Genomic DNA, 12,892 nt, shown 5'->3' on the forward strand with positions numbered 1-12,892 from the left:
TCCTATGACTTAGCCATGGCCGTTATCGCTGGGGTAGAAAACCGCTATTTTCCCAAAGGTTATAAGGTTGAACGTTTTATATTTAATTCAGCCTAGCTACTTACTGCCATTATCAACTTGGGAAGTCGCAGTCCTGCCTCTGCTCCTGCAACATTGGTTGATCAATCCGTGGGTTTGGCTCCCGTTTCAGTGACGTCTCCAGTGTCTTTTGATATTGGTAATCGTTGGTTAGGCCAACTACAAGCGGCGATCGTGAATCAGAATGCCAAAATTCTGACTGATCCAACGCTGGTGGTGCAAGAAGGTCAGAACTCTCAGGTGAAGCTGACTGAAGAAGTGATTACCAACTTCAAAGTAGAAACCCAGGCTGGGTCTCCGCCAACGGTAACTGTCACGATTGAGAAGCAAGAAGCCGGCTTAACCCTGGATCTGGCTGTGGATCGGATTGATGATAATGGGTTTATCTCAATGCGGATTAAACCCGTTATCAAATCTCCTCAACGGACGGAAAGTGTGAGTTTACCTGCGGGTGGCCAAATTGCTCAACAGCAGGTGACGCTCCTGCAAAGCCGCGAAGTCACTACAGGTTTGGTGCGGGTAAGAGATGGTCAATCCTTGCTCCTAACTGGGGTGATTCAAGAGGCCGATCGATCCAACGTTCGGAAGGTTCCTATTTTGGGTGATTTACCCCTTTTGGGTGCCTTGTTCCGTCGGACAGAACGACAAAATGAACGCAAAGAAGTGGTCGTCTTGGTGACGCCGAAGATTATCGACGATAGCGATCGTTCCACCTTTGGCTTTGGTTACAACCCCAGTAAGGAAGCTCAGCAGGTTCTGCAAAAGAGCAATAACTAAGACGGTTAGGGTTGTGAAGAGTTAACTGATGAAAAAAGGGGCAGCTTTTAATGCTGCCCCTTTTCTTTGATTCCGATTTCTTTTGTTTCGCTCTGGTTTGTTTCGCTCTGGGGGGTCAAGGAACCCAGCTTAAGATTCCATTGCAACTAAAGCCGGAGTATCGTAGCGAATTCCAGCTTGGGCCAACCGATCGAGGGCTTCCTGCAAGCGATCGCACTCCGCAATCAAGCTGATCCGCACATAGCCTTCGCCCCCGGTGCCAAAGGCATTCCCCGGTGTCACCACGACCCCCGTGGTTTGCAGCACAGAGAGCGCAAAGTCCGTTGAGCCTTGCCCGATTGGACAGGGCACCCAAAGATACATCGTGGCGCTGGGTTTGGGAATTGTCCAACCCAACTTACCCAAGCCTTCAATCAAAAAGTCCCGCCGCATCCGATAGCGATCGCGCACTTCTTGAATGTAGGGTTCCGGCAACCGAAGTGCCGTTTCCGCCGCCGCTTGCAAAGCCGAAAAAAGACCGTAGTCCAGATTGGTCTTGAGGGTGCGCAGCCCTTGAATTACATGGCGATTGCCCACAACAAACCCAACCCGCCAGCCTGCCATATTGTAGGTTTTGGACAGGGTGTGGAACTCAACACCAATGTCCTTCGCGCCGGGAATTTCCAGCAAACTGGTGGGTTGATAGCCATCAAAGGCTAATTCTGCATAGGCTTGGTCATGCACGAGCAAAATCTCGTGCTTCCGCGCAAAGGCCACCACTTCTTCAAAGAACTCACGGGGAGCTGTTGCAGTGGTGGGATTACTGGGGTAATTGAAATAGAGAATTTTCGCCCGTTGGGCCACCTCGTCGGGAATGGCCCCTAGATCAATCAGCCAATCTTTCTCTGCCGATAGCATTAAGGGATACAGATCTGCCCCCGCTAACAACGGCCCCCGGAAATGGGGCGGATAGGAGGGGCTGGGCACCAAAATCGTATCACCGGGATTGATATAAGCCAGCGCTAAGTGTGTTAATCCTTCCTTTGATCCCAGTAAGGGTAAAGCCTCTCCATCGGGATCTAACTGCACATCATAATGACGCTGATACCAATCGGTAATGGCGGTACGGAAACTGGCCGTACCTTCAAAAGGCGGATAACCATGGTTCTTGACATCCTGTAAGGCCCGTTGCGCCGCTTCGACCACGGGTTGCGGCGTGGCTCCATCTGGATTTCCCATCCCCAAATCAATCAAATCGACCCCTTGGGCACGGGCATTGGCCTTCAGTTCATCCAACCGGGCAAAGACGTACTGGGGAAGTGCTTTGAGACGATCGGCGGTGGAAATCCAACTAGGGGTCATAGGGATACCTCTTCAAGGAAAGCGGCAGGTTCAACGGCGGGAAAGGCAGTGGGTGCAGTGGTGGAAACCATGGCCGCTAGTAGCTGGCTAGGTTCTACGGGGAAGGGCAGACGATGAATATCCGATTGGGGATTGCAGGCCACGATCGCTGCCTGTTCCAAGTCCGCGATCGTAATGCTGTCGAGTCCTAGATCTGCTAAGGTCTTTGGCAGCCCCAAGTCTTCGTAAAACTTCAGTAACTGTTGGCGAGCGGTGGCGGCTAATTGGTTGCCCTGCAACAGTTCTTCCAGTCGCAGTTGTACCAAAATGCCATAGGCAACCTTTTCCCCATGGAGTACTCCGTGGGCATCGGGCAGGTGAGTCAGGCCATTATGCACTGCGTGGGCCGCAACGGTACGACACTGGGCCCCGCCAATGCCGCCAATCACCCCCGCTAGGAGCACTGAAGCATCCACGACATCTTGCCAAACCTCACTACCTGGTTGGTCGATCGCCTGCTTAGACTTCTGGAATAAAAGATCTCGCAAAACCCGCGCCTGCTGAACCGCAGCGACCAAAAAAGTACGCTCTGAATGGCCACTACTGACGGAGGCTTCATACCACTTGGCGATCGCGTCACCAATTCCAGCTACTAGAGTCCGACGGGGCGCAGTGACCACTAGCCCGTAGTCCAAAATCAGCAAATCCGGACAGGTGGGCAGCCCCACATCGTAGAGAAAGGCTCCCGCCTCGGAATAGACATTGGACAAGGCCGTCCAAGCGGCACAGGTGGCCGCCGAAGTGGGAATGGTGACGATCGGTAAATGACGCTGATAGGCCAGTAGCTTAGCCAGATCCAACGCCTTGCCACCACCGATGCCAATAATCAGATCTGCTTGATGCTGATCTGCAGTCGTGTGTAAATTCGCCAATGCCGTTTCGCTACAGTCTGCACCGTACCGTCCCCAAGCTGCAACCAAGTTCTGTTGGTCTAACACAGGATTTAGCCGAGATTCAATCACCGCTAAAGTCGTGTCTCCACCCACCAGCAAAGGACGATTGCCTAATCGCGCGATCGGGGCTCCCATCTGTTCCAACGCATTCCAGCCACGGATGACCTGGGCCGGTGCGATCGCAGAAACCAGAAGAGAGGATGATGTGGTTGCCATGATCAAACCTCAACCTGCAATGAATACCCTAGCCCACTGAATGTTTGGGCAAATCTGCAAATGTGTCTCGATCAACTTCAATTTGTTGATTCTCGTCGTTGCGGGTCACCAAAGAGCGACGAACCGCCCCTAAGTAAACAGGTTGGGAGAGTCCTGCTTGGGGATGAATAATGGTTCTGGCTCGAATGGTTAGGATGCCATCGGGAGATGTCCGACCCGGAGAGTAAAGGTCAAAGGAGGCTTGCTTAAGGGTGGCCTCTAGTTGCTCAGGGGTAATCGTCGGGGGAACCGCAATGACCACTTGATCCGTCGAATTGTCGAACACCCGTGAGAATTGAACGACTCCTGGAATTTCTGGCCGTTGATACCATGCAAGGCTCAACGCAAAGACTCCAGCAGTCAGGAGGCCGGTAAAGCTTGCTACTCCGACCATCCGAAAACGTAAACTCCATTGCAGGGCAAAGGCAAGTGCTGTTAATCCTGCAAGGCAGATCGTGCTAATACCTAGCCACTGGGCGGCTTGCGTAAGTTGTTCTGTGGAAAGCATGGAATCGAAGGGGTCGTCTCCGGCAAGATAGGATCACAATTTTCTCATTTCATCCTATCAGGCAAAGGCCCATGGCGGCGGAGCAGAGCCAGTCGTCAAGTTCGATAGGCTACAAAGATCCTGGCAAAAATGCTGTAGACACTCATGTATCTAGTCTCTGTGTAGCGTGATTCGACCAGCAAAATTATCTCTCGCAAATCATCTCCCCGTCCTTGGACGGAAAATTTACATGGGTATCAGGGTGGGCGAGTTCCATGACCTTGTAGGGTGGAGACGTTTTCCGATCGCTGCTACTGAGCAGTCCCGACGATCGAACCACATTCTGAATTCATCGAACTTATGTTTGTTTAGCAACCAGTTGGTTGTGTTTAGCAACTGGTTGTTTAGTCACAAAATCGGCAAGCAAAAATTTTGAGACGACGTTGGAGCAACTTTTGTCGAACCCCTGCTATTGGACGATCGTTTCGCCGCAAATTTCCCTAAAATTTTCCTGAAAATTGACCTTGGGAACCGCAACGCAAACAGCACCGCAAATTTGATAACCTAGTCCAAATAGTCTTGGGAAAGATAGCGTGGACATTCAAATTGGCAGAGGTAAAACTGCACGTCGGGCCTATGGTTTCGACGAAATTGCATTGGCTCCGGGGGCTCGCACCCTCGATCCTAGCTTGGCGGACACCCGCTGGACGATCGGGGGAATTGAGCGGGAAATTCCCATCATCGCCAGTGCTATGGATGGCGTGGTAGATGTCAAAATGGCAGTCCGCTTGTCGGAGTTAGGGGCCTTGGGGGTGCTCAATCTGGAGGGCGTTCAAACTCGCTACGCAGACCCCAACCCGGTGCTGGACAAGATTGCCTCCGTGGGTAAGGACGAATTTGTCCCCTTGATGCAGGAAATCTACCAAGAGCCGGTCAAAGCAGAATTGGTCGAAAAGCGAATTCAGGAAATTAAGAGCCAAGGTGGGATCGCAGCCGTCAGTGCCACGCCTGCGGGAGCAGCCAAATTTGGCAGGGTGGCAGCGAACGCTGGAGCAGACCTGTTCTTCATCCAGGCAACGGTGGTGTCTACGAATCACCTCTCCCCAGCGGAAATTCAGCCCTTAGATCTGGCTAAATTCTGCGAAGAAATGCCCATTCCCGTCATTTTGGGCAATTGCGTAACCTATGATGTCACCTTGCAACTCCTGCGGGCAGGCGCAGCGGCCATCATGGTTGGGATTGGCCCCGGTGCCGCTTGTACTTCCCGTGGCGTCTTGGGCGTAGGGGTGCCCCAAGCTACTGCCGTTGCAGATTGTGCCGCAGCTCGGGATGACTTTGAGAAGGAAACCGGTAAATACATTCCCATCATTGCTGATGGGGGCTTGGTAACCGGGGGCGATATCTGTAAGTGCATTGCCTGTGGCGCAGATGCAGTGATGATTGGTTCGCCCTTTGCCCGTGCGGCGGAAGCGCCGGGTCGAGGTTATCACTGGGGCATGGCAACCCCAAGTCCTGTGCTGCCTCGCGGTACTCGTATTCGGGTCGGTACCACAGGAACCCTGCAGCAGATTTTGCGGGGGCCAGCGGGCTTGGATGATGGTACCCACAACCTGCTAGGGGCCTTGCAAACCAGTATGGGGACGCTGGGTGCTGGAACCATTAAGGAAATGCAGCAGGTGGAAGTTGTGATCGCGCCTTCGCTGTTAACGGAAGGAAAGGTTTACCAAAAAGCTCAGCAGTTGGGGATGGGTAAGTAGTTTCGTGCAACAGTCTGGTGGGGGTTGGCCAAGTTTATTAAGTAAAATGCCAGAATATTATGTCTTTCATGAAGATCTGCTGCATTTTTGATCAAACTTAGGTCGATCGCCGTCCCATCAGCCCCGATTGGTTTAGTCAACGGCTCCGTTGCAGTTCACTGGTAGTTGACTACAATAGGGCCGTTGGCGGGCTTCCGACGCAACCTGAACCCTCAACGATCGAGTCGTTTCTGCTCCATAAAAACTTCCCTGAGTCAACCGTTCTGGCCTGGGAAAATTTGAATTCCTAACTTACAATAGATAAGTAGCGGAGACGCATGTTTCCGTTCACTCCTCACACCACACTCCGCCTGAACTTAGGTTTAGGCGGTTCCTTATTTTTGGGTTCTTTGTTTTTTAAGGTCTTCTTCCAAAGGGGCGATGGGCAGAAGGACTTCGAGACCTGTTCCCCTGTGATAAAATCAACTCCTAGAGTTTTAGGCAAGGATTTTTGAGCATGTCAGAAGCCGCACAAGTTACTGATGCCACCTTCGATCAAGAGGTGCTAGAGAGCACCGTGCCGGTACTCGTTGACTTCTGGGCTCCCTGGTGCGGCCCTTGTCGCATGGTGGCTCCCGTAGTGGATGAGATTGCAAAAGATTACGCAGACAAAGTAAAAGTCGTAAAAGTTAACACAGATGAAAATCCTAGTGTTGCGAATAAGTATGGCATTCGCAGCATTCCAACACTGATGATTTTCAAGGGTGGCCAGCGGGTAGACATGGTGGTTGGGGCTGTTCCCAAAACCACGCTAGCCAACACACTGGAAAAATATCTTTAATCCAGTCCCCTTCACAATTTTTTAATTGACCCAAAAGCGCCCCAGGCAAATGTCTGAGGCGCTTTCTGTATGCGGGCTAACCTATTTCTTTGGGAAATCTAGATAGAATGGAAACCCGAATATGGAGATATGAATGGTTGCATATCCTTCGCCTGGTGCAATTGCGGCTCTACGCGCTGAGATTAATCATTTATTGGATCAACTGCCAGGATCCCCGAATGGTGACGTTATTCTGAATGCCTTAGCAACCTTGATCAATTTGAGCGATGCAGAAATCGATCGGTTGGATTGGAAGATTTTGACTGCTTCATTGCAGGATATGGATCGGGCCTTCAGGGCCTTTTATCCCTACCGACATGTCCGCAAAATTGCCATTTTTGGGTCAGCTCGGATTGCGTCAGATACGCCGGAATACCAGATGGCTAAGGAATTTGCCCAATGTGTCACTGCCCAAGGGTTTATGGTGATCACCGGGGCTGGCCCCGGTATTATGCAGGCAGGCAATGAAGGGGCTGGACTGGAGAATTCCTTTGGTCTGAATATTCAATTGCCCTTTGAACAAGGTTCCAATCCGTTTATTGCCGGTGATCCGAAGCTGGTTTCTTTTAAATATTTCTTCACGAGAAAACTCTTTTTCCTGAAAGAAAGTGATGCTTTGGCCCTCTTTCCTGGTGGATTTGGGACGCTGGATGAAGCTTTTGAATGCATCACCCTGACCCAGACGGGCAAATCAGTTCCAGTGCCGCTGGTTTTAGTGGATAAACCGGGTGGCCATTACTGGCAGGAATGGGCGGAATACATTGAAAAAAACTTATTAGCCAATGGTTTGATTAGCCCCGAAGACACCAGTTTATATACAATTACCGATCGCTTAGACGTGGCCTGCAATGCGATCGCGAGTTTCTACCAGGTCTACCACTCCAGCCGCTACGTTGATCATCAACTGGTTCTACGGCTAAAAACAGAACTGACGGAGGACAATCTGGCGGAACTGAATGAGCGCTTTAGCGACATTCTAGTGAAGGGCAAGATTGAAAAAAGCGCTGCTCTCTCCAAGGAAGCCCACGACGAAACCTATATGTTGCCTCGGTTAGTGCTGCATTTTAATCAACGGGATTTAGGCCGCCTTTATCAAATGATTCGAGTGATTAATCGAATGGGAGATCCCACGGCGGAAGATTTCCAACACCCCGAACGCAAGTAACGCTCTCCTTGGAGCATGAGTCGCGAGGGGGGCATCATTCAGGCTACGGGCTGATCAAGATTGCAGTCAGGATTATTGCCCCCGGCGCATGGCCCAGACCCGTCGTATCGCAAACCAATCGAGCCAAAATTCCTGTTGCCAGTGAGAGCGCTGCTGGTGATGCCACTGCTCTGCTAACTGCTGTACGATCGCGCCTTGGCTCGTGGGCAAGCTATAGAGATTGCGCAAAGTCTTAATGTTTACTCGCAGTTGTAAGGCTTGGTGCAACAGTTCGACCACTGAGATTGCGCCTGCTCCAACCCCATGGGCACCTAAGAGCTCACCATTTCGGCGGGTAATGACCTTGCAATATAAGGGCGAGGAATGACCTGAGAGCTGGCCTGAAGGATGGTCTAGGTCAGGGGCTGGAAAAACGGCTTCCACGATCGCACAATCTCGACCATATTGATTCCTCGCTAGGGGCTCCGTCAATCCCACCCCTGAGATCGGAATGGGGGTATTGACTTCATAAAGCGCCAACGGATGGATAGGCGATCGTTGCCAAGGAGCTAGTAGAATCCGCTGAACCCAGTCATGGGCAATGCCGTAGGGATGGGCTGTGTTGGAAGGGCAGGCATAGACCGCACATCTGGCTGTTTGGAAAGTGGTGTGCGGTAATTGCCCATCCAATTTCAACGGTAGATGCACCCCGAGAGCCTGTAAATCTAAAGACTGGAGGGGAGCTCGGCGGGAGGTGATGACCACGGCATCGGTGGCCATGGCGGGAGGATTCTGTTGGCTTGGATTGAGTTGTAACCAGAGACGATCGTGGCGACGACTCGCCTGGGTAATGTCGGTATCGGTCATTATGCAGATACCCTGTGCTTCCAGAATGGCTTGGAAACGAAAGGCGGCCTCTGGATCGGCTTGGGGGAGAATGCGGGAATATCCCGTGATTAGGGTGACTTGGCTGCCTAATCGCTGTAGGCCCCAAGCCAATGCAACAGTTTGTTCGTCCTCACCGATGATGGTTAACGATTGTTTTAAACCCTCGGCTGTGGTGGAGCACGTGAGTTGCGTGAGTAACGATTCGATCGTCCAATAGCCCGCTTCCGCAAGGTTCGGAATGGTGACGCTGATTTGTTGTGGTAAGGCTAATAGAAAGGCCCGCGATCGTAGGAGCCGTCGATCTTCAATCCGGAAACCGGGTTTGGGTCTGCAACAAAATTCACCATGACCGGGAATGACCTCAATGCCTAGCATTCCAAGGGCTGCTGGGGAATGGATGCGCTGGTAGTCCGCGATCGCGGTTTGAACCAATTGAGCGATCCGCTGCGACTGCTGCGATCGTGCTGTTTGGAGCTTGGGCCAATCATCAGCGTCTAAGGGCTGATCCGTTGCAGCAAAGATGCGCTCTAAAAAAATTCGTTGGGCCAGCGGCCAAGTTTCCAGTTCCCCTTGTTGCACCAAGGCTACCCTAGCCCCATAGCGGGCAGCAATTTTGGCAGCTTCAATCCCTACTTCGGAGGCTCCAATCACAACTAGATCGTACTCAATGGGCATAGGGTTAATGGCAGAGTAAGGCAATTAGCAGGGCGCTTCCAAGATCTTGCTGTAAACAGCTTGCTTGCAAGTTAGTCGTCTAGAAAGTTAGCCATCTAAAACAGGCTTGAGAGCCTCCAATAATGTTTGATTTTCAGCAATTGTGCGCAGAGCCACCCGAAAATAGCGATCGCCCAATTCTGGAAAACTGAGACAATCTCGAATCAGGATTTGGTACTGCTGGAGCAACTGTTGTTGAAGGCCGGGAACAGACCGATCGCACTGAACGAGGAAAAAATTGGCGGCACTGGGCAACACCTGTAATCCTGGCAATTGGCTCAGTCCCGCTTCTAGCAACGGTTGAGCCTCAGTGAACCAAGCATAGGTTGCCTGCTGATAGGCTATGTCTTGAAGAACGGCTTCTCCTACGGCAGCAGCTAAACTATTCACCGTCCAAGGGTCGCGCCACTGTTGCCATTGCCGTAGCCGATCGGGATGGGCAATGGCATAGCCTAGGCGTAGTCCCGGCATGGCGTAGAACTTTGTCAGAGATCGAATCACTACTAAGTTAGGATAGCGCTCCACCCAAGGCACCGCACTGAATTGATCGTGGCGATCGGGCGGCACAAAATCCATAAATGCTTCATCAATCACTACCCAGTCGAAGTTTGTCACCAATGCTTCCACAAACGAACGATCGAACAGCCTCCCCGTAGGATTGTGGGGATTATTCAGCAAAACCCCGCGACGATTAGGACTCGGTAAAGTTTCGAGAAGGGACTGGTCAGTGCGGAGACTCGAGATGTCGTCAGGCTCTGAGCCAGTGGCACTACCTAGCAAAGGGTCTAGCAGGCGGCAGGGATAGATCGTTGCCTGAAACGCCCGCAGCGCTCGTCCGTAGTCATTAAAGGCTGGAGTAAAGAGAATCGTTTCTAAACAGTGCGTTGCTAAATCTCGACAGGCCCAGGTAATCAACTCCGCTGCACCATTACCGGGTAATATCCAATCGGCGTCAATCCTGTGGTGCTGGCCGATCGCCTGCCGTAGGCTGCGATAACTGGGATCGGGATAACTGGTGAGGGATAAAACTTGGGATTGGAGTGCCGCGATCGCACTGTTGGGCAAGCCCAAAGGATTAATACTGGCGGAAAAATCGAGAATAGCATGGGGTTCGCAGCCAGCAAGAGTCGCTGCCCACTGCAAATTTCCCCCATGCGTCGGACGGTTCAAAATCAAGCCTAGTTTATCTTCTATGACGATCGATGCTGGTTTCTATAATTAACGCCTAGAAGCGCTCACCCTCAAAAATTGCCGCTCAAAAATTAATCTTCGGCGGGGGCAACCTTCTCTTTGAATAACTTACCCGCAGAAAATGCTGGCACCGTGGTTTCGGGAATCATCATTTTTTCGTTCGTTTTAGGATTTCGCCCTTCCCGCGCCTTACGTTGGCGAGGCTCAAACGACCCAAAGCCCACCAAGGTCACCTTTTGATTTTGGGCGACCGCATCCATGATGGTTTCGATCGTGGCACTAATGACTGCATCGGCTTGTTTTTTAGTGACACTAGCTTTTTCAGCAACCGCGTCCACTAATTCACCTTTGTTCATCGTCACACTCTCCTTAAGATTGACTAGAAGGTTCGAGCATGGGGGAACTTTTTCGATGGCTACCGCTAGTTTTAATCTCAAGTGAGATAGGTTTAAGATTAAAAGCCAAGACAGCCAGCGGAAGTGCTGAAACCCGCACGAGCTCGAGTTTTCAATGATTCATTCTATTCGGACTTCTTCGAAAAAGATCCGGGGAAGCTTTAAGTTCTGTGGATTTCAGCGGTTCTTTATAATTTTTTCTCGTTTTGAATAAGTAGATATACGGAATGAGTACTCTAAATGTCATCAAACTTTTATTAAAAATGGGATTAGGCCTGTCATCGGGGTACTTCGGATAACAAGATTGGATCCTAAGCATTACCATGAAGGCCCAAAGACCTGCCCCGATCGCGTGTCTTAAGAGTCTCATTTAAGACTGCATTGCCTAGGAGGGGCGTGTAGTACAATCTGCCAGATTTATAAAGATTGTAGCCGTTGGGCCTCTGTAGCTGATGAGTACCAGTCGCGGGGAAAACGAGGAGTTCTGATCGATTAAAGTCTGATCGATCGGGTGTAATCGGTCAGACTTCGGGAACCCGGCAGGTTAGCTCGCTTCAATTGCACGCGATCGCAACTCATCTAGCAATTTTTGTAACTCGTCCACATCCGCGTAATAGACGGTATTGCAAAAATGACAGGTCGCTTCAGCAATTTCGTTTTGGTTAATCATGTCTTGTAATTCATCCTGCCCCAACAGCTTCAGTGCCCCTAACACTCGTTTGTGACTACAGGGACACCGAAATTGGACAGGCTGCACCTCTGGGAAGATTTCCAAGCCCAAATCACCCAGAATTTCCGCCATAATATCGGGTAATTGCTGGCCCGATCTCAGCATCGCGGTAAACGACTGCATTTCTGAAATCCGCGATTCCAAAATGGTTACCAGCAAATCGTTATCTGCTGCTTTCGGCAAAATCTGAATCAACAATCCACCCGCTGCAACCACGCCATCGGCATTGATGAATTCACCCAAAATCATCGAAGATGGGGTTTGCTCAGAGTTCGCTAGGTAGTAAGTCAGATCTTCACCCACTTCCCCAGAAACCAATTCGGTCGTACTTGTGTAGGGCGTGCCGCTGCCTTCATCCCGCATGACATGCACATAACCACTGCGTCCCACGGCCCCTCCCACGTTCAAGCCACCCCGATCGCTGAGGGCAATTTCCACCCCTGGATCCGTAACATAGCCTCGTACGGTACCATCTACGCCCGCATCCGCCGTCACGCTACGTAGTGGCCCATCGCCCTTCAGCCGAATATTGACCCGAGAGCCCGCTTTCTTCATATTCGAGGCCAGCAACAACGCACCCGTCATCGCCCGTGCCAATGCAGCAGTGGCCACATAGGAAAGCCTATGGCGTTCCCGTGCTTCTTGGGCGAGATGGGTGGTGATGATGCCTACCGCCCGAATTCCGCCATCTGCTGCCGTTGCCCGAATTAGCTGGTCGGCCATGGGTTCTCTTTTACCTTTTGTTACATCCTTTTCTCATTGTAGGGGGAAGGCGGAAAGGGGACAAAGGGATCAGGTGGGATTAACCGAAGTTCTTTGTGCGTATCTTCATCCATCCATCTTGCTCGATTTACAATCAATTCAGCACTCTTGAGGGGATCTAACACAATATGTTTGGCTCGTTTCAGCAGAGTACGTTACGCATTGAAGTAGATGCCTCAGCCGAAGTCCTCCAGCGCTGTTTAACCCAAAGTGGTGAACTTGTGCAATGGTTGCGGTTTCAACGATTTCCGATCGATCTTCCCCCCACCCTAGAACTGAACTCTACCTTTCTCTCCTTAGCGGGTGGATTGTTACCCGTCCGCCATACTGTTCAGTGTGTAGAAAACCATCGTCTCTGTCTACTGTTGGGCCAGAGCATTGACGGATTCCATGAGTGGGCTTGGGGCGACGGCTGGGTTCAGTCTCGCATTGAAGGGATATCGCTCCTGCCGATCGACCTAGGGCAAACCCTGAGCCTGTTATCTCTCAAGCAACATCTGAAAAAATTCAAATAAGACAATACAAATGAAAAAAGGAGGCAGGTCAGCAATGTGACTCTCCCTCCTCACTTTATTGAATATA

Annotated in this window: 12 protein-coding genes; 5 read left to right on the plus strand and 7 right to left on the minus strand. The window is 51.1% G+C overall.

The window, feature by feature from the left end; translation table 11 throughout:
• Positions 1 to 153 precede the first annotated feature (153 nt).
• Positions 154 to 855, plus strand: a complete 702-nt coding sequence (locus tag ACN4EG_RS00735) for a type II secretion system protein GspD (protein ID WP_431627185.1) — start codon at positions 154 to 156, stop codon at positions 853 to 855.
• A gap of 129 nt (positions 856 to 984) precedes the next feature.
• Here the strand turns inward: ACN4EG_RS00735 and ACN4EG_RS00740 are convergent, their stop codons facing one another.
• The 3 genes from ACN4EG_RS00740 to ACN4EG_RS00750 are packed head-to-tail and all read right to left on the minus strand — an operon-like array spanning position 985 to position 3,891.
• On the minus strand, positions 985 to 2,196 hold the full coding sequence (locus tag ACN4EG_RS00740; RefSeq protein ID WP_431627187.1) for an aspartate aminotransferase: 1,212 nt from the start codon (positions 2,194 to 2,196) through the stop codon (positions 985 to 987).
• Entirely contained in the window at positions 2,193 to 3,344 is a 1,152-nt protein-coding gene (locus ACN4EG_RS00745) for an iron-containing alcohol dehydrogenase family protein (RefSeq protein ID WP_431627188.1), read from the minus strand. Before ACN4EG_RS00745 ends, ACN4EG_RS00740 begins: the two co-directional genes overlap by 4 nt.
• A gap of 28 nt (positions 3,345 to 3,372) precedes the next feature.
• Positions 3,373 to 3,891, minus strand: a complete 519-nt coding sequence (locus tag ACN4EG_RS00750) for a Ycf51 family protein (protein WP_431627190.1) — start codon at positions 3,889 to 3,891, stop codon at positions 3,373 to 3,375.
• A 572-nt stretch (positions 3,892 to 4,463) separates the two neighbouring features.
• Here ACN4EG_RS00750 and ACN4EG_RS00755 point away from each other — a divergent pair.
• From ACN4EG_RS00755 to ACN4EG_RS00765, 3 genes are all read left to right on the plus strand, one after another.
• Positions 4,464 to 5,627, plus strand: a complete 1,164-nt coding sequence (locus ACN4EG_RS00755) for a GuaB3 family IMP dehydrogenase-related protein (RefSeq protein WP_431627192.1) — start codon at positions 4,464 to 4,466, stop codon at positions 5,625 to 5,627.
• A 496-nt stretch (positions 5,628 to 6,123) separates the two neighbouring features.
• Positions 6,124 to 6,447, plus strand: coding sequence for a thioredoxin (gene trxA, locus ACN4EG_RS00760; RefSeq protein WP_190573799.1), 324 nt, complete (start codon positions 6,124 to 6,126; stop codon positions 6,445 to 6,447).
• Between the two features lie 133 nt (positions 6,448 to 6,580).
• Complete coding sequence (locus ACN4EG_RS00765) at positions 6,581 to 7,651, plus strand: LOG family protein (RefSeq protein WP_431627194.1); 1,071 nt, start codon at positions 6,581 to 6,583, stop codon at positions 7,649 to 7,651.
• 72 nt (positions 7,652 to 7,723) lie between these two features.
• Here ACN4EG_RS00765 and ACN4EG_RS00770 read toward each other — a convergent pair whose 3' ends face one another.
• The 4 genes from ACN4EG_RS00770 to hslO all read right to left on the minus strand — a co-directional run bounded on the left by ACN4EG_RS00770 (position 7,724) and on the right by hslO (position 12,271).
• Entirely contained in the window at positions 7,724 to 9,193 is a 1,470-nt protein-coding gene (locus tag ACN4EG_RS00770; RefSeq protein WP_431627195.1) for an FAD-dependent oxidoreductase, read from the minus strand.
• Positions 9,194 to 9,280: 87 nt separating this feature from the next.
• On the minus strand, positions 9,281 to 10,402 hold the full coding sequence (cobD, locus tag ACN4EG_RS00775) for a threonine-phosphate decarboxylase CobD (RefSeq protein ID WP_431627197.1): 1,122 nt from the start codon (positions 10,400 to 10,402) through the stop codon (positions 9,281 to 9,283).
• Between the two features lie 92 nt (positions 10,403 to 10,494).
• Positions 10,495 to 10,836 (minus strand): HU family DNA-binding protein, encoded by a 342-nt coding sequence (locus ACN4EG_RS00780; RefSeq protein ID WP_431627349.1) that lies wholly within the window; start codon positions 10,834 to 10,836, stop codon positions 10,495 to 10,497.
• 526 nt (positions 10,837 to 11,362) lie between these two features.
• A complete protein-coding gene (hslO, locus tag ACN4EG_RS00785; RefSeq protein WP_431627198.1) occupies positions 11,363 to 12,271 on the minus strand; it encodes an Hsp33 family molecular chaperone HslO in 909 nt (302 codons plus the stop codon).
• Positions 12,272 to 12,438: 167 nt separating this feature from the next.
• Here hslO and ACN4EG_RS00790 point away from each other — a divergent pair, with 167 nt between their 5' ends.
• Positions 12,439 to 12,825 (plus strand): hypothetical protein, encoded by a 387-nt coding sequence (locus tag ACN4EG_RS00790; protein ID WP_431627199.1) that lies wholly within the window; start codon positions 12,439 to 12,441, stop codon positions 12,823 to 12,825.
• Positions 12,826 to 12,892 lie beyond the last annotated feature (67 nt).

This window comes from Alkalinema pantanalense CENA528 (genome assembly GCF_050753345.1).
GTDB lineage: Bacteria > Cyanobacteriota > Cyanobacteriia > Leptolyngbyales > Leptolyngbyaceae > Alkalinema > Alkalinema pantanalense.